This window comes from Antarctobacter sp., from assembly GCF_965277915.1.
Taxonomy (GTDB): Bacteria; Pseudomonadota; Alphaproteobacteria; order Rhodobacterales; family Rhodobacteraceae; genus Antarctobacter.
This window is the reverse complement of record NZ_OZ255849.1, coordinates 4,862,501-4,882,025: the sequence shown is the minus strand read 5'-3', so window position 1 is coordinate 4,882,025 and position 19,525 is coordinate 4,862,501. Positions and strand designations below refer to the sequence as shown.

15 protein-coding genes, 1 tRNA gene, 2 rRNA genes and 1 pseudogene (1 of these 19 only partly in view) are annotated in these 19,525 nt (G+C 62.5%); 11 read left to right on the top strand and 8 right to left on the bottom strand.

Going from position 1 to position 19,525, the window contains the following annotated elements:
* The first annotated feature begins 73 nt into the window (after positions 1-73).
* Genes ACQY5B_RS24695 through ACQY5B_RS24685 form a run of 3 tightly spaced genes read left to right on the top strand, consistent with a single transcriptional unit; the run spans position 74 to position 2,675 of the window.
* Complete coding sequence (locus ACQY5B_RS24695; protein WP_420326906.1) at positions 74-1,471, top strand: tannase/feruloyl esterase family alpha/beta hydrolase; 1,398 nt, start codon at positions 74-76, stop codon at positions 1,469-1,471.
* 60 nt (positions 1,472-1,531) lie between these two features.
* Positions 1,532-2,344, top strand: a complete 813-nt coding sequence (gene proC, locus ACQY5B_RS24690) for a pyrroline-5-carboxylate reductase (RefSeq protein ID WP_420326907.1) — start codon at positions 1,532-1,534, stop codon at positions 2,342-2,344.
* Positions 2,337-2,675 (top strand): tRNA-binding protein, encoded by a 339-nt coding sequence (locus tag ACQY5B_RS24685; protein ID WP_420326908.1) that lies wholly within the window; start codon positions 2,337-2,339, stop codon positions 2,673-2,675. The genes proC and ACQY5B_RS24685 overlap by 8 nt, the downstream gene beginning before the upstream one ends.
* Here ACQY5B_RS24685 and ACQY5B_RS24680 read toward each other — a convergent pair.
* Positions 2,672-2,917: a hypothetical protein gene (locus tag ACQY5B_RS24680; RefSeq protein ID WP_420326909.1), complete on the bottom strand. Its 246-nt coding sequence runs from the start codon at positions 2,915-2,917 to the stop codon at positions 2,672-2,674. The genes ACQY5B_RS24685 and ACQY5B_RS24680 overlap by 4 nt on opposite strands.
* A gap of 100 nt (positions 2,918-3,017) precedes the next feature.
* Between ACQY5B_RS24680 and ACQY5B_RS24675 the strand changes: the two genes are divergently transcribed.
* Entirely contained in the window at positions 3,018-4,136 is a 1,119-nt protein-coding gene (locus ACQY5B_RS24675) for a beta-ketoacyl-ACP synthase III (RefSeq protein ID WP_420326910.1), read from the top strand.
* Here ACQY5B_RS24675 and ACQY5B_RS24670 read toward each other — a convergent pair.
* Positions 4,100-5,410: an MFS transporter gene (locus ACQY5B_RS24670; protein ID WP_420326911.1), complete on the bottom strand. Its 1,311-nt coding sequence runs from the start codon at positions 5,408-5,410 to the stop codon at positions 4,100-4,102. The two genes, ACQY5B_RS24675 and ACQY5B_RS24670, sit on opposite strands and share 37 nt — an antisense overlap.
* Positions 5,411-5,682: 272 nt before the next feature.
* A complete protein-coding gene (locus tag ACQY5B_RS24665; protein ID WP_420326912.1) occupies positions 5,683-6,270 on the bottom strand; it encodes a thymidine kinase in 588 nt (195 codons plus the stop codon).
* A 204-nt stretch (positions 6,271-6,474) separates the two neighbouring features.
* On the opposite strand from ACQY5B_RS24665, the gene ACQY5B_RS24660 reads away from it, so the two are divergent.
* A complete protein-coding gene (locus ACQY5B_RS24660; protein ID WP_305971696.1) occupies positions 6,475-6,933 on the top strand; it encodes a hypothetical protein in 459 nt (152 codons plus the stop codon).
* A 58-nt stretch (positions 6,934-6,991) separates the two neighbouring features.
* On the opposite strand, the gene rimO is transcribed toward ACQY5B_RS24660, so the two are convergent.
* Positions 6,992-8,353, bottom strand: coding sequence for a 30S ribosomal protein S12 methylthiotransferase RimO (gene rimO, locus ACQY5B_RS24655; RefSeq protein ID WP_420326913.1), 1,362 nt, complete (start codon positions 8,351-8,353; stop codon positions 6,992-6,994).
* A 42-nt stretch (positions 8,354-8,395) separates the two neighbouring features.
* On the opposite strand from rimO, the gene ACQY5B_RS24650 reads away from it, so the two are divergent.
* Complete coding sequence (locus ACQY5B_RS24650; protein ID WP_420326914.1) at positions 8,396-8,644, top strand: hypothetical protein; 249 nt, start codon at positions 8,396-8,398, stop codon at positions 8,642-8,644.
* 29 nt (positions 8,645-8,673) lie between these two features.
* Here ACQY5B_RS24650 and ACQY5B_RS24645 read toward each other — a convergent pair whose 3' ends face one another.
* Positions 8,674-9,267 carry a GcrA family cell cycle regulator gene (locus ACQY5B_RS24645; RefSeq protein WP_305971699.1) on the bottom strand — a complete coding sequence of 198 codons (594 nt, stop codon included), beginning with the start codon at positions 9,265-9,267 and terminating at the stop codon, positions 8,674-8,676.
* A gap of 118 nt (positions 9,268-9,385) precedes the next feature.
* Here ACQY5B_RS24645 and ACQY5B_RS24640 point away from each other — a divergent pair, with 118 nt between their 5' ends.
* From ACQY5B_RS24640 to ACQY5B_RS24620, 5 genes and pseudogenes are all read left to right on the top strand, one after another.
* A complete protein-coding gene (locus ACQY5B_RS24640) occupies positions 9,386-10,195 on the top strand; it encodes an ABC transporter permease (RefSeq protein WP_420326915.1) in 810 nt (269 codons plus the stop codon).
* A gap of 122 nt (positions 10,196-10,317) precedes the next feature.
* Positions 10,318-10,968, top strand: a complete 651-nt coding sequence (locus ACQY5B_RS24635; RefSeq protein ID WP_420326916.1) for an OmpA family protein — start codon at positions 10,318-10,320, stop codon at positions 10,966-10,968.
* A gap of 9 nt (positions 10,969-10,977) precedes the next feature.
* Entirely contained in the window at positions 10,978-14,346 is a 3,369-nt protein-coding gene (locus tag ACQY5B_RS24630) for a caspase family protein (RefSeq protein WP_420326917.1), read from the top strand.
* A 112-nt stretch (positions 14,347-14,458) separates the two neighbouring features.
* Positions 14,459-15,580 (top strand): annotated as a pseudogene (locus ACQY5B_RS24625) (IS3 family transposase).
* Between the two features lie 264 nt (positions 15,581-15,844).
* On the top strand, positions 15,845-17,032 hold the full coding sequence (locus tag ACQY5B_RS24620) for a recombinase family protein (protein ID WP_424976726.1): 1,188 nt from the start codon (positions 15,845-15,847) through the stop codon (positions 17,030-17,032).
* Here the strand turns inward: ACQY5B_RS24620 and ACQY5B_RS24615 are convergent.
* From ACQY5B_RS24615 to ACQY5B_RS24605, 3 genes are all read right to left on the bottom strand, one after another.
* Positions 16,989-17,065: transfer RNA gene (locus ACQY5B_RS24615), tRNA-Met, on the bottom strand. The genes ACQY5B_RS24620 and ACQY5B_RS24615 overlap by 44 nt on opposite strands.
* Before the next feature lie 98 nt (positions 17,066-17,163).
* Positions 17,164-17,278, bottom strand: a 5S ribosomal RNA gene (gene rrf / locus ACQY5B_RS24610).
* Between the two features lie 188 nt (positions 17,279-17,466).
* Positions 17,467-19,525, bottom strand: a 23S ribosomal RNA gene (locus ACQY5B_RS24605) (it continues 796 nt past the right edge of the window).

The window sequence follows — 19,525 nt, the reverse complement described above, 5'->3', positions numbered from 1 at the left end:
CGGGATTTCCCTTGAGTGGAATCAGGGGGGCAGCAATTCTGCCCTCACAAGAAAATCCCAGGGAGGACTATCCATGAAAACCCGCCTTTCGGCGCTGGCACTTCTATTAGCCGGCGCCAGCCCGGCCTTGGCCCAGCAGGACGCCGAGTCCTGTGCTGCCCTGCGCGAGACCGTCCTGAGCGCCGCCCATGTCCAGACTGCCCGCGTGGTCGAGGCAGAGGGCCTGCCCGCCTATTGCGAAGTGCGCGCCACCGCCCTGCCCGCAATCAACATCGAGGTGCGCCTGCCGCTGGACGGCTGGAACGGCAAGTTCTACCAGGCCGGCTGCGGCGGGTTCTGCGGCATCCTTGGCCGCGCCGATGCCGGCGGCAGCTGGATCAACGCCATGCGCCCGGGGCTGGAGCGCGGCTATGCCACGGCCACGTCGGATAGCGGGCACCACGGGCTGACTGTGGTCGATGCGGGCTGGGCGCACAACAATCCCCACGCCGAACGCGACTGGGGCTGGCGGTCCATCGGAGAGACCAACCGCGTGGCGCAGGCACTGATCGGGGCATTCTACGGCAGCGACCCGGAACAGGCGATCTTTCAGGGCTGTTCCACCGGCGGGCGCATGGCCCATGTTGCCGCCCAGCGCTACCCGGACATGTTCGACGGCATTATCTCGGGCGCACCCGCGATGGATTACACCGGGCTGGTGGCAACCAAGATGGCTTTCCTGGTGCAGGCCAATACGGCCCCCGATGGTAGCCAGATCCTTGGCCCCGACGAGGCCAAGCTGATCGGCGACGCGGTCTATGAACAGTGTGACGAGGTGGACGGGGCCGAGGATGGTTTCATCGCCGACCCGCGCGCCTGCGAGGTGGACTACAGCGGGTTGGGCCTGACCAACCAGCAAATGGACACGCTGACGAAATGGCGCGAAGGGCCCCGCAATGCCGCCGGAGAGCAGCTCTATCCGGGCGGCATCCCGGAAGGGTCAGAGCCCTTCTGGTGGCTCTGGCTGACCGGCAACGGAAAGGGCGGCGGCAAGCTGGTGCCGGCCTTCGTCACCAACTTCGGACGTTACATGGCCTTTGCCACGGATCCCGGCCCGGAATGGTCGCCGCTGGACTTCGACATGGAGGCCGACCCGGCGCGACTGACGACCATGGCGGAGGTCTATAACGGCGACAGTCCGGACCTGTCCGCCTTCCGCGAGGCAGGGGGCAAGATGATCGTCTGGCACGGCTGGGCGGACAGTATCGTGACGCCCTACAAGACCGTGGACTGGTACGAAAAGGCCGCCGAGGTTGCGGGCGGCGAGGACGTGCTGAAGGAAAACGTCGCGCTCTTCATGCTGCCCGGCGTCGATCACTGTGGCATCCTGCCCGGCCCGGACGGCATCAACGCCGCCGGCCTAGACCCGATGACCCCGCTTGAGGCCTGGCTGAACGAGGGCACCGTCCCCGCCTCGATCATGGCCGAGTGATCTTGTCCCTCTCTTCCGGCGGGCCTAGGGTCCGCCGGGACACGAGACATGGGGGACGTGATGCAGGATACAGACCTCGCCCGGCGCGGGCTTGCACTCTTGGGATGCGGCAAGATGGGATCGGCGATGCTGGCCGGGTGGCTGGCGCGCGGATTGCCGGCGGACAGCGTGCGGGTACAGGATCCGCACCCCTCGGACTGGCTGCAGGCGCAGGGCGTGCATATTAACAAAGGTTTCGGCGACAGTCCCGCCGTCGTGCTGATCGCGGTCAAACCGCAGATGATGGGCGAGGCGCTGCCCGCTCTGCAAACCCTGCCCAAGGGCGACACGCTGTTCGTGTCGGTCGCCGCAGGTACGCCAATCACCACCTACGAGGCGCACCTTGGCGACGTGCCAATCATACGCGCCATGCCCAACACGCCCGCTGCTGTGGGCAAGGGGATCACCGCGATCATCGGCAATGCACGGACCACGGATGCCCACCTGAAAACTGCCGAAGACCTGCTGTCGGCAGTGGGTGAGGTTGTCCGGCTGGAGAGCGAAGGCCAGATGGATGCCGTCACCGGCGTCAGTGGCTCTGGCCCCGCCTATGTTTTTCACATGATCGAATGCCTCGCCAAGGCGGGCGAGGCCGAAGGGCTGGCGCCCGAACTTGCGATGGCCCTTGCGCGGGCCACCGTGGCGGGTGCAGGTGCCTTGGCGCAGGAAACCGGTGAAGACCCCGCACAGTTGCGCCGCAACGTGACGTCTCCGAATGGCACCACGCAAGCCGGGCTAGAGGTGCTGATGAACGAAGACAGTGGCTTGCCGCCCCTCATGCGCGCCACCGTGGCAGCGGCCGCGCGACGGTCGAAAGAACTGGCCAATGGCTGAGATCACATTCGACGATTTCCTGAAGGTCGACATTCGCCTGGGCACGGTGATCCGCGCGGAACCCTTTCCCGAGGCCCGCAAACCGGCGATCAAGCTCTGGATCGATTTTGGCCCCGAGATCGGGGAAAAGAAAAGTTCGGCCCAGATCACCGAACATTACGACCCCGAACACCTTGTCGGCAAACAGGTCATGGCGGTGGTCAACTTCCCGCCGCGCCAGATCGGGCCGATGCGGTCAGAGGTGCTTGTGCTGGGCGTTTCCGACCCGGATGGCGCCATCGTGCTGATCGGCCCGGATCAGGCGGCGCCGAACGGGTCGCGGATGCACTAAAGCTCGGGTCCGTTGGGATCAGGCAGGATGCCTTCAGGTTCACGCCGGTGAAACAGCGGGTCGTTGTCCTTGATGTGTTTGGACACCATCCGTGCCGAAGGCCACGCGGTCACAAGTCCGATCCCGGCGGCAACGGCAATCGCCGTCCAGCTGTACCAGTTGAAGGCGAAGAAAACCACAAGCAGCGCCCCGGCGATGCCGCTGCCACTCATGAGGGTGAGGTAAAGCGCAAGTCGGTCCATTTCGGTCCTCCTTTCGCTACGGTAACGCGCGCCTGCCCCGACGGGTTCCCTTGACCTCGCCCGTCGCTTGCGGTCCTGTCGAGGGCAGGAGGACGCGCCCATGACACAGCCAGCGATCACCGGCCACGGAGTCTTTACCCCGGATCAAAGCATTTCCAACGACGAGCTTGTCACGGCCTTCAACGCATATGTCGACCGATGGAACGCCGATCACGCGGGTCGTATCGCCGCCGGTGAGGTCAAGCCGCTGACCCATTCCAGTTCGGACTTCATCCTCTCCGCCTCTGGCATCGAAAGCCGCTACGTCCTGGACAAGGAGGGGGTTCTGGACCCCGACCGCATGTGCCCCCGCCTGCCCGCCCGGCCGGACGAGTCCCCCGGCATCATGGCCGAAATGGCGGTGGACGCCTGCACCAAGGCGCTGGAGATGGCGGACCGCGACGGGGCAGAGATCGACCTGGTGATCTGCGCCGCCTCGAACCACGAACGCGCCTACCCGGCAATTGCCATCGAGATCCAGCAGCTGTTGGGCTGTGGCGGCTTTGCCTTCGACATGAACGTGGCCTGTTCCTCGGCCACTTTCGGCATCCAGGCCGCTGCAGACATGATCCGCGCGGGTAGCGCGCGCCGCGCCCTGGTGGTGAACCCCGAGATCTGCTCCGGCCACCTCGAATGGCGCGACAGGGACTGCCATTTCATCTTTGGCGACGTCTGCACGGCGGTATTGATCGAACCTGCGGAAGAGGCAAAGGGCGATCACTGGCTGATCCATTCCACCCGCTGTGCCACGCAGTTTTCCAACAACATCCGCAACAACGCGGGCTTTCTGCGCCGCGCGCATGACCAGATGGAGGACCGGCGCGACATGCAGTTCATGCAGAACGGCCGCAAGGTCTTCAAGGAAGTGCTGCCGCTGGTGTCCTCGCACATTCTGGGCCACCTCTCCGATCACGGCTGGCAGGCGGATGACCTGCAGCGGCTCTGGTTGCACCAGGCGAACAAGACGATGAATGATTTCATCGGGAAAAAGGTGCTGGGCCGCGAACCGGAAACGGGCGAACAGCCCAACATCTTGCAGGACTACGCCAACACCTCTTCTGCCGGGTCGATCATCGCCTTTTCCAAGCACTCGAACGACATGGCCAAGGGCGATCGCGGCGTGATCTGTTCATTCGGCGCGGGCTATTCCGTGGGGTCGGTGCTGGTCGAACGGGCCTGATTGGCCTCTTCGGCCTCCAGTGCCTTTTCCAGGGTCTCGGCCTCCTCCTCGCCGCCGGCCAGGGCCGCGGTCTCGGGCGTCAGTACACGCGCCGGGGCCGACACCTGGAAGGCGACCTTGTCCTCTTCCGCCACGGCGGCCCGCTGGACGATGCGCAGCGCGGTGTAGAGGATCATCAGGACGTGCGCCACGACGGTGGTCAGGAACAGCCCCGAGGCGCCCGCCGCCGACATGGCGACACCGGCGATCAGCGGCCCGGCGATATTGCCCAGCCCGTAGACCATCAACAGCCCGCCCGAGACCTGGATCGAGGTGCCCTCGGGCGCGTGGTCATTCGCATGGGCCACGATGATCGGGTACATGGCAAAGATTGCCGCGCCAAAGACCGACACCAGGATCAGGTTCATCATCTGGTCCTGCGGCGACAGCAGGATGAAACCAAAGTCCGCCGCCACCGCCAGCACGGCCACCACCAGCAGGACCTTGCGCCGGTCCATCCTGTCCGAGGCAAAGCCGATCGGCACCTGCGAGAGAGCCCCCGCCAACACCGGGAGCGAGGCGAAGAGAGCAATCGCCCCCAGCGTAAGACCCACCCTGTCGGCGTAGACCGCCGAGAGCGTCCCGAAAGAGCCGTTTGAAATGCCGACGAGGAACACCGCCACCACCGCCACGGGAGAGTTTCGCCACAAGAGCGGCAGGTTCAACCGCACCGAGGTCAGCGGCGCAGGGGACACTGACGTCGACAGCGCCGTCGGGACCAGCGCAAGAATGTAGACGATGGCCGCCACGGCAAAGAACAGGAACCCGCCGGCATCGCCGGTCGCGATGGCCAGTTGCCCGGCGGTCGTCGCGCCAAGGTTCACCATCGTGTAGACGCCAAAGATCGTCCCCCGCGACTGCGGCGAGGCCCGGTCCGACAGCCAGCTTTCCACGATCATCGCCGCCCCGGCAAAGCAGAACCCCGACACCGCGCGCACCGGGATCCAGAATTCGGGCGTAACCAGCAGTGCCTGCAACAGGATGGCGATGGCGGCAAAGGCGCACATGACGCCGAAGGCGCGGATATGCCCCACGGAGCCGACGATGCGCGGCACATAGAAACAGCCCCCCACATAGCCCACCGCCCAGCCGGTTCCCAGAAGGCCTAGCTCGGTGGCTCCGAACCCTTCGGCGGCGCCCCGCACCGGCAGGATCAGACCGTGCATCCCGCCTGCAAAGAGCAACAGGCCGGAACCGAACAAAAGGGCACTGACGGGAAGCAGCTGACGGATCATGGCCGCAGGTTAGTCGATCAGGGGGAGGCTTCAAGTTCCAAGGCGGCGAGACAGGCTCCCTGATCCCGGACGAGGCCCGCGCCCCGCGGCCGTTCCAACCGAGCCCGGCGGCGCCTGGGAATTGTCACTGTCCAAGGGAGGCCCCATGCGTCGCCTGGCCTGCTGGCGCAACAAGTTTATCCTGGCGCCATGAATGGACCCGAAATTTTCCGTGGCATGCGCGAAAGCATGCCCCGGTTGGCGCGCCGTGGCATCGCTGGCGGGATTTCGTTCTAGCCCGCCTTGTCCGCCATCGCCGCACGCCAGTGCCTGCGGCACAGGCTGACGTAGGTCTCGTTGCCACCGATCTGCACCTGGGCGCCGTCCCGCAACACCTCACCGCCCGGGCCCTGGCGGATCACCATCGTCGCCTTGCGGCCGCAATGGCAGATCGTACGCACCTCTCGCATGACATCCGCCAGCGCCAGCAGCGCCGCCGAGCCGGGAAAGAGCTCGCCACGGAAGTCCACCCGCAGGCCATAGGCCATGATCGGCACGCCCAGATCATCCACGACACGCGCAAGCTGCCAGACCTGGTCGCGTGTCAGGAACTGTGCCTCGTCAATGAAGATGCAGGCCACCGGCCCCTTGTCCAGCCGCGCTAAAATCCTTGCAAAAAGATCCGTGTCTGGCCCGAAGGTGTCCGCCGGACGCGCCAAGCCAATCCGCGAGCCGATCTGACCCGCGCCCGCGCGATTATCCACCGCAGCGGTCAGCAGGTAGGTTTCCATCCCGCGTTCGTTGTAGTTGTGCGCCGCCTGCAACAGCAATGTCGACTTGCCGGCATTCATCGTCGAATAGTGAAAGTGCAGCTTGGCCATGCCGGGGGTCATGCCCCAGCCCTGCGGGCATGGCAAGCGTGGCCCGGCCGCCATTCACCCTTGCGAACACGCCCCTTACGTAAGGTCAATCAGTCATGTTGCCTTGACGCCCGAGCCGTTTGCGCATGACATGACAGGACGGGGACAATAATCGAACTGGATATTGGACTGGCCCCGGATCATATGCCGGGGCGAAGGAGACAAATGTCAGTAGTCGGAAGGTACCTGAAGAAACACATCGAGGCCCTGGTAAAGGACGTCGGTATAGAGGCAGCGTGCCAGCTGACCGGCAAATCCAAGGCGACCCTCGGCCGCTACTATTCAGACTATCCCGAACATGCCGACAGGTACATGCCGGTGGATGCGGTCGCCGCGCTTGAAGAGGCCGCCTCTTACCCTCATGTCACCGCCGCACTGGCCGAGCTCAAGGGCATCCAGCTGCAATTCGATGAAAGCCGTCGCAATGCCAAGTCCTCGGGCGGGGTCAATTCCGACGTGATCGCCCTGTCGCAACGGTTTGCCATGCTGATGGCCGAATACAACCAGTCGATCGAGGACGGGGTGATCTCTGCCAACGAGGCCAAGCGCCTGCTCAAGGAGACCGTGGCGCTGCAGAAGGTGCTGATCGACATGAAGCTGCACCTCGAAGACGAATCCGCCTGAGGGCCATGACCGAGGCCGGTCCGGGGACACCCCAGCCACACCCCTGCTTGCGGATGTGTCAGACCAGGCGCCCCCAAAGGTCGTATTCCCCGGTTTCGTCCACCTCGACGGTGACGATCTGCCCGGGCCGCAGATGTGCGGCGCCTTCGTCAATGAACAGGTTTCCGTCGATTTCAGGCGCGTCGGCCTTGGTACGGCAGGTGGCGATGCCGTCCTCGTCCACCTCGTCGACGATCACCTCCTGCCGCGTGCCGAGTTTCGCCGCCAGCTTCGCCTCGGAGATCGCCTGCGCCTTTTCCATGAACCGCGACCAGCGTTCGGCCTTGACCTCTTCGGGGACGTGATCGGGCAAGGCGTTGGCCCGGGCGCCCGCGACATTCTCGTACTGGAAGCAACCGACACGATCCAGTTGCGCCTCGTCCATCCAGTCCAGCAGGGTCTGGAATTCCTCCTCGGTCTCACCGGGGTAGCCGACGATAAAGGTCGAGCGCAGCGTGATTTCCGGGCAGATCTCGCGCCAGGCGGCGATCTCGTCCAGCGTCCGGGTTGCGGCGGCGGGTCGCGCCATCCGGCGCAACGTGTCCGGGTGGGCGTGCTGGAAGGGAATGTCGAGGTAAGGCAGCACCTTGCCCTCGGCCATGAGCGGGATCAGCTCACGCACATAGGGGTAGGGATAGACGTAATGCATCCGCACCCAGGCGCCAAGCGATCCCAGGTCGCGCGCAAGATCCAAGAGCGGAAACTTCGTCTCTCGGTTCTTCCAGTCGGTGCCATAGGCCGATGTGTCCTGGCTGATGACCAGCAGTTCCTGAACCCCGGCCTCGACCAGTTTTTCCGCCTCGCGCAGCACCGCGCGGTGCGGCCGGCTGACCAGTTTGCCGCGCATGTCGGGGATCACGCAGAACTTGCAGGCGTGATTGCAGCCTTCGGAGATCTTGAGATAGCTGAAATGGCGCGGCGTCAGGCTGACGCCCGATGCAGGCAGCAGGTCGACGAAAGGATCGGGATCGGGCGGCACGGCGGCATGGACCGCGTCCAGCACCTGTTCGTACTGATGCGGCCCGGTGACGGCCAGCACCTTGGGATGCGCGCCGGTGATATACTCGGGCTCTGCCCCAAGGCAGCCGGTGACGATCACACGGCCATTTTCGTTCAGCGCTTCTCCGATCGCGTCCAGGCTTTCGGCCTTGGCGCTGTCCAGGAAACCACAGGTGTTGACGATCACCGCATCGGCACCTGAATAATCAGGAGAGATTCCGTAGCCCTCGGCCCTGAGCCGGGTCAGGATGCGTTCGCTGTCCACCAGGGCCTTGGGACAGCCAAGGCTGACCATGCCGATGGTGGGCTGGCCGGGACGGGCGGTTTCGGTCACGCGGGCCCGGGCAAGATCGGGGCGCAGGTCAGGAGGATTCTGGGTCATGGCGCGTCATAGCGCGCACAAGCCAACTGGGAAAGGCGGCAGATGATGGATTGGCGACAGCTTGAACAGCAGGAAAGCGCCGACAGGCGGTCAAGGGTCGAGATGCAGACCGATGCGGCCGGACATTTCCGATACGTTCTTTCGGGCCGGACCGATGCCACGACCAAAGACCAGGGCACCCCAGGCAACGGGAGCTGGACCGTCTTGAAAATCTCGGGGATCTACGGCTGGAAGACCCCCTGTCGCAACGACGCCGCGCGAGCCTTGCGGCTGCGCGGCGCGGGAAGCTGAATCAGTTGGGGGGACAGGCCCCGCAACGGTCACCGACGACGGTCGCGACGTGCGCTCATCGGTTGGAAGGCGACGCCCACATGGGCCTCGCAATAGGGTTTGCCTTGCTGGACGGGCAGACCGCAGAACCAGAAATCCTCGGTTGCGGGGTCGCCGACGGGCCATTTGCAGGTCCGTTCGGTCAGTTCCATCAGGGTCAGTTTCTTGGCCTTCTTTTCGATCTCGCTCACCTTTGCCAGGGCTTCGGGGCTGATTTCATTGGTCGAGGGCTGCGGCGGCAGCGGCTGACCGGCCGGGATGATCTGTTTGCGCGCCGGACTGACCGCCGGGGTCGTGGCGACGGGCTGCGGCTTGGCCTCGGGTGCGGGCTCCGGCTTGTTTGCCGGCGCGGGCTTGGGCTGTGGCTTGGCCTTGGCGGCAGCAGGCTGCGCCTTGGGTTCAGGCTTGGCCTCTGCGGTGGCAGCAGGAGCCGCGCCCGCGCGGTTCGACAGGCCCAGCCGGTGCACCTTGCCGATCACCGCATTGCGCGTCACCCCGCCCAGTTCCTTGGCGATCTGGCTGGCCGACTGGCCTTCCGACCACATCTTCTTGAGCAGTTCAACGCGTTCATCGGTCCACGACATCGGGTTCCCCCAGCGAAAAAAGCGGCCACGTGCAAGGGGCCGCCGAGAGATTGAGTGACGCACCTATACTAATCATAACGGCCCGAGTTACAAGGCGCCGAGCAGAATTGGAGGCACCATGAGCGACACACAGACATTCGCCCCCGGCGACCGCCGTTTCGGCCGGGTGAACTGGCTGGGATTCTGGACCCTGTGCAAGCGCGAGATCCTGCGGTTCACCAATGTCTGGACACAGACCCTGTTGGCGCCGCTGGTCACGGCGGGCCTGTTCCTGATGATCTTCACCATCGCCATCGGCCCGCAACGCGGCGATGTCATGGGCGTGGCCTTCACCACCTTCATCGCGCCGGGTATCCTGATGATGACGGTGATCCAGAACGCGTTTGCAAATACCTCCAGCTCGTTGATGGTGTCCAAGGTGCAGGGCAATATCGTCGATACACTGATGCCCCCCCTTTCGGCAGGCGAAGTGGTTCTGGGGTATGTCATCGGCGGCACCGCGCGGGGACTGTTCGTGGCGGTTGCGCTGCTGGCGATGTTCTGGGCCGTGCTGGACATCGTGCCACAGGCACCGCTGATGACCTTGGCATTCGTCACTCTGGGCGCGGCCTTTCTGTCGGCGCTGGGACTGATCGCCGGGATTTTCTCGCAGAAGTTCGACCAGATGGCAGCGATCACCAATTTCATCATCACGCCGCTGGCCTTTCTGTCGGGCACTTTCTACTCGGTCGAGGCGCTGCCCAAGGGGCTGTACCAGGTCACGCATCTGAACCCGGTCTTCTACCTGATCGACGGCGCCCGCTGGGGCGTGATCGGCGTTTCGGACACGGCCCCCGGCCTGGGGTTCACCATCGCGCTGGCCGCGACTCTTGTCGCCTGCCTGGCCGCGTGGCTTCTGTTCCGCCGGGGGACGCGCCTGAAGTCCTGAAGAAGGGCGGGATTTGCGGACTTGCCAACGCTCCTGTCACGTCAGACACTTTTCGGGTGATTATTGACTGTGACGAGGGCCGGGGGCCGCTTCGGCCTCCGGTGCTTGAGGAGGCTGATGCATTGACCAGGAACTCCCTTTACCTTGCGCTGCTCTTTTTGATTGGCCTGAGCGACCCGCTGGCCGCCCAATCCGTCGAGCTCAAGGGCTTTCGATTGGCCCCGGAGCCCGACGAGCGCGCCCGCGACATGAGCGATTGCCTTGCCGGTATCGCGGAAAAATGCGGCCCGCGCCTGCAGTTGACCCGGCGCAGCATCGATCCCGGCAGCGTCCCCGGCACCAAGCCCGTCGCCACCAACGGGCTGAAACCCCGCCTGTTGATCAAGGACCGGACAGAGGACCGGCCCGGTGCCACCAAGCCCGGCCCGCTGATCAGCGTCGATGTCGAAATCTTCTTTGACTACAACAGCGCGACACCTGCCGCGACCTCGCTGCCGGATATCCAGACGCTGGCCACGGCGATCACGGACGAACGATTCGCCAGCAAGCGGTTTGTCATTCTTGGTCATACCGATGCCCGCGGTTCTGACAGCTACAACCTCGACCTGTCCGAGCGCCGCGCCGAAAGCGTCCGACAAAGGCTGCAAAGCCTCTCGGGCCTCTCCGCTGATCGCTTCATCTCTGCCGGTCGCGGCGAGACCGACCTGAAGGATCCGGCCCGCCCCGAGAGCGAGGTGAATCGTCGGGTTCAGATCATCCTGCTGGACAGCTGAGGACATTTCATGACGCGTTTTCCCGTGACCGTTCTGGCCGCCGCGCTGGCCATGTTCCTGCCCGCAGCTTCGGCCCAGGCCGCAACCTATGGCTTGCGCTCAGACCTCAGCTGCGAGGCCCGCGTCGAGGTCACCGACCGCCTTGCCGGGGAAACGCGCGTCAACCTTTCGGACGACAGTCTGGACGTGGGCGAGCGCCTGTCCATCGATTGGGCGCGGCCCGGCTTTCCGGAACGTGAGCCTATTTTCCTGATGGTCTCTTTCGACCGGCCGGTGCGCCTGTCCGGCGACGGCATGTATGCCCTGCTGCCGGGGGCCAAGGCACCTTTCGACATTTCGTGGAACCGTGATCGGACCCGCGCGGTCATTCCCTACTACGGGCGAGGCATGGCCAAGTCCGGGCAGATCGAGGTCGAACCGCTGCAATCCGGACCGCTACAGGTGGACTGGGCGGTGCTGGGCCACAGCGGCTGCGACGAACATGTCAGAACGCCCGGCAAAGGCAGCGCCACTGTTGCGATCGCCACAGCCAGCCGCCCCACAATCGTGGTCCGCGACAGGGTCACAGGGGCCGCCCCTTCCAGCATCCTGATCAACCGTGACGGCACACGTCACTTGCAGGTGTTCGACGGGCGTTTTCGCCTGACCGATGCCGCCACCGGCGCCGAGATCATGGAACTGGTCGGCACGCCGCATTTCTCGCCCGCCGGACGCTATGTCGTTCTGCCGGGCGGGGACGAGGCCGGGATATTCGACGCGGTGGACGGCAAGCGCGTGGTCGATGCCCAGGACGGCTTCACGGTCAACTCCGACTGGAGCGCGCTGATCTGGTCCCATGACGACAGCTTTGCGCTGCAGATCCTGTCGGGCTACGGCTTTTCCCAATTCCACAATTTCGCCGCGGGGCGGACTGTTCAGGCCACGACGAACGGGTGCCGTATCTGCGGCGGGAACAAGAACCGCTACCTGCTGGAGTTGGAAAACAACGCCTTTGTCGCCGAAGGCTACAACGAAATGGCGGTGTTTCGGCTGAGCGACGGGAACGAGATCTATCGTTTTCGACCGGAGATCACCGGCGGTGCTCGCGTCGAACCCGCGCATCGCAACGCCGCGCTGCAAGAGATTGGGCGCCAACAGGCGGTCGTGGAACCTGCAATCGGGATCGGGCTGCAATATTCCACCGAGTTGGCCATCACCCGGGCGTTTTCGACGCAGTTTTCCCAGTCCTATGCATCCAATGAAAACCAGGTCATCTCGGACGCGTTGATGCCCTATCTGGTTCCTGCACGGAAACTCGAATCGTTGGCCAGCGATGGCGCTGCGTCACCCGCGCTGGCCAGTGGCGCGCTGGCCTGGCGGTCGCTGGGTGTGGATGCCACCGGCTCCGCCGACCGAATGCACAAGAGGCTGCGGGAATTTGGTATTCCGATCATTGCGGGTCAGGTTGTCGATCGGATCGATGTCGACGAAAGACTGCCCAAGTTTGACTTCCAGAAAAATTACCCCAGCCAAGCGGAACGGATCGCGGCGCAGGATCGACATGATGCGGAAGTGACCAAAGCCTATCGGGAAATCTGGGCTGAAATCGCCACGGCAACCGGTGTCGATGCCAGCCGCTTTGGCCGGCGTATGGGCGTGTCCTCCTGCAGTGCCAGTCAGGATGCCCTGCTGGGCGAGTTTCACACCCTTTGGCATTGGTCCTCGGGTGGGGCGGAGCACCGGCTGACAACCTTCCAATGCCATGAAGGGTCCGCGATGTTTGCCTATCCGACGACCTATCTGTTTTCGTCGAACCTGGCCGGGGGCGTTTCCCAGTTCGAACAGCCCTGGGGAACCGAGTTCGGCCTCGACCTGCGCAACGACGGTACGAACACGGCAACCATCTGCCCCTACGCCATCGACGCCTGCTCCTTCCGCCTGAAGGTGTTCGAGGATCTGGCGATCCTGCATTCGCAAGACGCGCTTGGCTATGCTGTGGTCGACCTGCGGACAGGCAAGGTAATCGCCAAGCAATTCGATCTGCCTCGCGGTGATCTGTTTGACAACGTGATGATCACCGAAGACGGTCGCCACCTTGTCACCGTTCAGGAGGACGGCAGCTTTTTCGTCAATCGCCTGTCGGATTCGCGAACGGTTCTCTCCGGCCTCTACGCGGATGACGAAGTGATTGTCTGGACCGAAGACGGCCATTACGACGCGACTTCCGAAGGTGCCTATTTCGTTGCCTACACCTTTCCCGGCCATTTCGGTGAATATACCGCCCAGCAGTTCGAAGGCTTCCTAAAAGTCCCGGGTCTTGCGCAAAGGGTTCTTGCCGGCCTGCCCGCGCCGGATCCCGTCCGTATCACCCCCCCGCCGGTACTGCGGGCCTCGGTCACGGTCAGCGGAAACACGGCGCGACTGGATGCGCGGGCCCAGGCTTCCGTTCCGCTCAAGTCGTTGAGCCTCTTTCAAGACGGTTTGCGGACACATGTCCTGCCCGGAAATGGCCAGGACCATCGTTGGAACGACGACATTGAACTGCTTCCCGGTACGCGCTGGATCAGTCTTGTCGCAACAGACGAAAACGATGTGGCCAGCGTGCCGTACAGCGTCGAAGTCGATGCGCCCGAGGCACAGCGCCAACTGCATATCCTGTCGATCGGGATCAACGACTATGGGGATCCTGCGCTGGACCTGACAGCTGCGGTGCCCGATGCGCGTCTGGTTGCATCAGCCTTGGCCGCGCGAGAAGGACATAGGGTGGGAATCGGCTCCGACACCCTCCTTTTGGACGGAGAGGCTACGGCAAGCCGCATACTGTCGGAACTTTCGGCTATTGTAGACAAGGCCCGGCCCGGTGACACTATGGCGCTCTACTTTGCCGGGCACGGTCTTGACCTGGATGGGGGGTATTACCTCGGCGCATCCGGGACGAGCCTCGAAAACATCGCAGGAACCGCCCTGCCCTTTTCTGCGATCTCGTCGCTATTGGATGGGACGGACCTGCGCATCGCTTTGTTCATTGATGCCTGCCACAGCGGACGCGCCGGCGAAGGCCTCTTCTCGACCAACGACCAGGTCGTCGGCGGGGCGATCAATCAGGTCCCCTCCGGTCTGGTTGTTCTCGCCGCCGCGAAAGGGCGTGAATTTTCACTGGAAGATCCGGAAACGGCGCAAGGTTTTTTTGCCCAGGCTCTTGCCGAGGTGATCGAAGAACAGGCTTTTGATCGTAACGGAAATAGCCTCGTCGAACTCAGCGAATTGTTCCGTGGGACAAAGAGCCTGGTGTCATCACGCGTCCGCGACGCGCAAGAGGGCGTTCCGCGAGAAGACCGCCTGACTCAGACCCCATGGATGGCCCGCAACCTGATGGTCGGGGACTTCGTTTTGTTCTGAAGGTGTACGAGCGCCGGAGTCATGTCTTTTATGCTCTGCCTCCTGGTAACTGGACCGCTTGAAGCTGGAGTTTTCGGCTAAGCTTTCCTGGCTGGGAGAGGAGCGGAAACGCATGAAAGCATCGAAGTTCACGGAGTCGCAGAAGGCGTTCATCCTGAAACAGGGCGAGCAAGGCACGCCGGTTGCGGAGATCTGCCGCAGTTCAAGCGTATAGAAATCGATCCAGTGGATCGATTTTAGCGCCGAACGGGATCAGCCAGGCGACATATTTCAACTGGAAGAAAAGGTACGGCGGCCTGCTGCCGGACGAGATGCGCCGGCTGAAGGCTCTGGAAGATGAGAACACGCGGCTGGAGAAGATCGTCGCGGACCTAACGCTTGACCGCGAGATGTTGCAGGACGTGATCCGGCGAAAGCTCTGAAGCCTGGCCGTTTGCGCGAACTCGTCACCGGGATGTGCGTCGACTGGGGCGTGTCGATCCGGAAGGCCTGTGGGGCCATCTGCTTCGACACGTCCAGCTACCACTACAAGTCCCGGCGCACGGATCAGGCTGCTGTCGAGATGCGGATCAAGGAGATTTGCGAGACACGCGTTCGGTATGGCTACCGGCGCGTCCACGTTCTGCTGCGGCGGGAGGGCTGGACCATCAACATCAAGAAGACACGCAGGATTTACAATGAGTTGGGTCTGCAGTTGCGGAACAAGAGTCCGAAGCGTCGCGTGAAAGCCAAGCTGCGCGAGGATCGCGAAGAAGCTATTGGGCCGAACGACGTCTGGGCTATGGACTTCGTTCACGACCGACTCGCCATGGGAAAGAAATTGAGGATCCTGACCGTGGTCGACACGCATTCGCGGTTCAGCTACCGCGGCGAGGACGTGGTTCAAACGCAGGAAGGGGTCTGCGGCGGGATCGGCTATCCAAACACCATTCGAGTCGATAATGGCAGCGAATTTATCTCTAGCGACCTGGACCTGTGGGCCTACGCCAACGACGTTACGCTGGACTTCTCACGGCCAGGTAAGCCGACAGACAATGGCTTCATCGAGGCCTTCAACAGCAAGCTTCGGTCGGAGTGCCTGAACGCACACTGGTTCATGAGCCTTGCCGATGCTCAGGAAAAGCTGGAAGATTGGCGTAGACACTACAACGAGGATCGTCCCCACAGCGCGATCGGATACAACGTCCCGATTGCCATGCATTATCCCGATGACGTCACCAGCCCGTCATCGTGAAACAGCCGGAAAAATCCAGCTTCCGGTGGTCCAAACATGGGGAGCAGCGCACCAACCCGCAGACTCTCGTTATGATCGAGGGACCAGCGGGGGCAGGTCAGGATCCTCGGGACCTTCGCACAGCTATTCCTGGAAGAGCTTTCGCACAAGACACGCCGCGGCCTCGTCGGCCGCGTTCAGGCCGGCAAGAACACCGGCGGGCGGACCTACGGCTATCGCTCCGAGGCCCTACCGCCTCGAGACGGAAAGTCGGACGGCAGCATCATGCGGATCGACCAGGAAGAGGCTGCGATTATGCGCCTTATCTTCGAGGAATACGCCGCCGGCAAATCGCCGCGACAGATCGCTGCCGATCTCAATGCGGCCGCGGTCCCTGCCCCGCGCGGACGCGGCGAAGGAAGCGGTCACTGGAAGGCCAACACGATCTACGGCCACCGTGCGCGCGGCACCGGGATCCTCAACAACGAACTCTACATCGGGCGGCACGTCTGGAACCGGCAGCGCTACTCCAAGCATCCCGAGACAGGACGCCGGGTCTCCAAGCCCAACCCACCCGAAGAATGGCTCACCACCGAGAAGCTCGACTTGCGGATCATCGACGAGGCGTTGTGGGACAAGGTAAAAGCGCGGCAGGACCTGATCGACACCACGCGCACCCGGGCCGAGGCCGGTGGCAAGACCGGCGCCGGAGCGGCACAGAGCGCGCGGCGGCGCAAGTATCTGCTCTCGGGGCTGCTGACCTGCGGCCAGTGCGGCGGCAATCTCACCGTGGCCGGCAAAGGTGCCCGGCGGCGCTACTATTGCGCCAATGCCAAGGAGAAGGGCGAGGCCGTCTGCACCGGCATGCCCGGTCTTTCGGAGGCCGACGCCGCCGAGACGATCCTCGGTGGCCTGCGCGAGGGGCTGATGCAAGAGAAGGAATACGAGCAATTCCGGTCGAGCTACATCGCCAGGATGCAGGCTGACGAGCAGGAAAGCGGGCAAGTGCTCCAGAGACACGACGCCCGCATCCGCGAGGTCCAGAAGACATACGACAAGATGATGGCTGCCGTGGAGAACGGCGACTATTCGCCCCCGGTCATCAGGCGCCTGAACGCCGCCGACGCTGAACTCACGGCACTCCGGGCCGAGCGCGAGACGCTCATCCCTGCGCCAATCGAACTGCCAGATGATATTCCCGCACTCTACCGGGACCATGTCGAGGATCTGGTGGGGAAGCTCACGGACGCGGCCGTTGCAGGCCCGGCGGCTGACGAGTTGCACACGCTGGTCGAGACGGTGGTCGTGTCTTGGGACGAGGAAGCGGACCGCCACACGCCGGAGATCCGTGGCAAGCTGTTGGAACTGTTGAGTTTCGGAGACAGCAAAAAGGTCGCGACCCTTTCGGGTGCGGCCTGTTCGCTAAAGCTGGTTGCGGGGGCAGGATTTGAACCTGCGACCTTCAGGTTATGAGCCTGACGAGCTACCGGGCTGCTCCACCCCGCGCCAATTCCGGACTTGTTTTCCGGTATCTTGTGCGCCCGTTGTTGGGGCACCATTGGTCGGTACTGGCTGACTGCATAGAGAGGTGTGGTTTTTACTAGGTTTGGCGGCGACCTACTCTCCCACGTCTTGAGACGCAGTACCATTGGCGCGGTGGCACTTAACGGCCGGGTTCGGAATGGATCCGGGTGTTTTGCTCACGCTATGACCACCAAACCGAGGAAAAACCACATCGCTGCGGGGATTGGGTTTGGTGGCAGGCAGCGTTTCGCGAAGCGATACCGCGTTGCCACGCCTTTCCAATCCTGGCGCAACGTCAATCAACATCGTTGTCCGCGTCAGTACACCTATGGTGTATGCCTTGATGTCCGTAACATGGTTTTGGAACCTTGCTGTTACTGGATCAAATCAAGCCTATCGGACCATTAGTACCGGTCAACTGAACACATTGCTGTGCTTACATCTCCGGCCTATCGACGTGGTGGTCTTCCACGGTCCTCAGGGATACCTTGTTTTGAGGGGGGCTTCCCGCTTAGATGCCTTCAGCGGTTATCCTGTCCGATCATAGCTACCCTGCACTGCTGCTGGCGCAACAACAGGTCCACCAGTGGATCGTTCACCCCGGTCCTCTCGTACTAGGGGCAACTCCTCTCAAGTATCCTACACCCACGGCAGATAGGGACCGAACTGTCTCACGACGTTCTAAACCCAGCTCACGTACCTCTTTAAATGGCGAACAGCCATACCCTTGGGACCTGCTCCAGCCCCAGGATGAGATGAGCCGACATCGAGGTGCCAAACACTGCCGTCGATATGGACTCTTGGGCAGTATCAGCCTGTTATCCCCGGCGTACCTTTTATCCGTTGAGCGATGGCCCTCCCACTTGGGACCACCGGATCACTATGGCCGTCTTTCGACTCTGCTCGACTTGTCAGTCTTGCAGTCAGGCTGGCTTCTGCCATTGCACTCAACGAGCGATTTCCGACCGCTCTGAGCCAACCTTCGCGCGCCTCCGTTACGCTTTAGGAGGCGACCGCCCCAGTCAAACTACCCACCACGCAGGGTCCCGGACCCGGATAACGGGCCGCGGTTAGACATCAAGCAGAACAAGGGTGGTATCTCAAGGGAGGCTCCACAGGGACTGGCGTCCCTGCTTCAAAGCCTACCACCTATCCTGCACATGTTGTGCCTGATGCCAGTGCGAAGCTGTAGTGAAGGTGCACGGGGTCTTTCCGTCTAACCGCGGGAAGCCTGCATCTTGACAGGCAATTCAATTTCGCTGAGTCGATGTTGGAGACAGCGGGGAAGTCGTTACGCCATTCGTGCAGGTCGGAACTTACCCGACAAGGAATTTCGCTACCTTAGGACCGTTATAGTTACGGCCGCCGTTTACCTGGGCTTCAATTCGGAGCTTGCACCCCTCCTTTTAACCTTCAGGCACCGGGCAGGCGTCAGACCCTATACGTCGTCTTGCGACTTCGCAGAGCCCTGTGTTTTTAATAAACAGTCGCCACCCCCTGGTTTGTGCCCCCGGTAGTCGTGTACCGGGCCTCCTTCTCGCGAACTTACGGAGGTATTTTGCCGAGTTCCTTCAACATCGTTCTCTCAAGCGCCTTGGTATTCTCTACCAGTCCACCTGTGTCGGTTTAGGGTACGATCTCATGGAGGGCTATTTCCTGGGACTGTCTTGGATACGTGCCAATCCGATAAGGCACGCACGCCGCCACAATCCGTCACATCCTCCTGGCCCAGGAATATTAACCTGGTTCCCATCGACTACGCCTTTCGGCCTCGCCTTAGGGGTCGGCTTACCCTGCTCAGATTAGCTTTAAGCAGGAACCCTTGGACTTTCGGCGAGAGTGTCTCTCACACTCTTTGTCGCTACTCATGTCATCATTCTCGCTAGTGATCTCTCCACCGGATCCCTCACAGGCCGGCTTCACAGAAAAGACTTTCTCCTGCGCTACCGCCTATCGGCTACTTGAGCGCGTTTCCACGCTCCGTACGACCGGCGGCAGTAAAGGATAAGTCCTATATCACACTACGCTCCGCTACCATGCCTTACGGCATCCTAAGCTTCGGCTCATGGCTTGAGCCCCGTTACATCTTCGCCGCAGGACAACTTGTTTAGACCAGTGAGCTGTTACGCTATCTTTAAAGGATGGCTGCTTCTAAGCCAACCTCCTGGTTGTTTTGGTCGTCCCACCTGCTTTCCCACTTAGCCATGAATTGGGGGCCTTAGCTGTAGGTCAGGGTTGTTTCCCTCTCCACTACGGACGTTAGCATCCGCAGTGTGTCTGCCATCTAGTACTCCCGGGTATTCGGAGTTTGGTTAGGATCAGTAAGCCTGTGGGGCCCCATTACCCATCCAGTGCTCTACCCCCCGGGGTATTCGGATGACGCTCTACCTAAATAGATTTCGCGGAGAACCAGCTATCTCCGAGTTTGATTGGCCTTTCACC

Bases quoted from the DNA above. Each gene is read 5' to 3' on its own strand.
- ACQY5B_RS24685 (WP_420326908.1), top strand. From the start codon at position 2,337: ATGGCTGAGATCACATTCGACGATTTCCTGAAGGTCGACATTCGCCTG.
- ACQY5B_RS24675 (WP_420326910.1), top strand. From the start codon at position 3,018: ATGACACAGCCAGCGATCACCGGCCACGGAGTCTTTACCCCGGATCAA.
- rimO (WP_420326913.1), bottom strand. From the start codon at position 8,353: ATGACCCAGAATCCTCCTGACCTGCGCCCCGATCTTGCCCGGGCCCGC.
- ACQY5B_RS24650 (WP_420326914.1), top strand. From the start codon at position 8,396: ATGATGGATTGGCGACAGCTTGAACAGCAGGAAAGCGCCGACAGGCGG.
- ACQY5B_RS24695 (WP_420326906.1), top strand. From the start codon at position 74: ATGAAAACCCGCCTTTCGGCGCTGGCACTTCTATTAGCCGGCGCCAGC.
- proC (WP_420326907.1), top strand. From the start codon at position 1,532: ATGCAGGATACAGACCTCGCCCGGCGCGGGCTTGCACTCTTGGGATGC.
- ACQY5B_RS24620 (WP_424976726.1), top strand. From the start codon at position 15,845: ATGCGGATCGACCAGGAAGAGGCTGCGATTATGCGCCTTATCTTCGAG.
- ACQY5B_RS24680 (WP_420326909.1), bottom strand. From the start codon at position 2,917: ATGGACCGACTTGCGCTTTACCTCACCCTCATGAGTGGCAGCGGCATC.
- ACQY5B_RS24640 (WP_420326915.1), top strand. From the start codon at position 9,386: ATGAGCGACACACAGACATTCGCCCCCGGCGACCGCCGTTTCGGCCGG.
- ACQY5B_RS24630 (WP_420326917.1), top strand. From the start codon at position 10,978: ATGACGCGTTTTCCCGTGACCGTTCTGGCCGCCGCGCTGGCCATGTTC.
- ACQY5B_RS24670 (WP_420326911.1), bottom strand. From the start codon at position 5,410: ATGATCCGTCAGCTGCTTCCCGTCAGTGCCCTTTTGTTCGGTTCCGGC.
- ACQY5B_RS24665 (WP_420326912.1), bottom strand. From the start codon at position 6,270: ATGGCCAAGCTGCACTTTCACTATTCGACGATGAATGCCGGCAAGTCG.
- ACQY5B_RS24660 (WP_305971696.1), top strand. From the start codon at position 6,475: ATGTCAGTAGTCGGAAGGTACCTGAAGAAACACATCGAGGCCCTGGTA.
- ACQY5B_RS24645 (WP_305971699.1), bottom strand. From the start codon at position 9,267: ATGTCGTGGACCGATGAACGCGTTGAACTGCTCAAGAAGATGTGGTCG.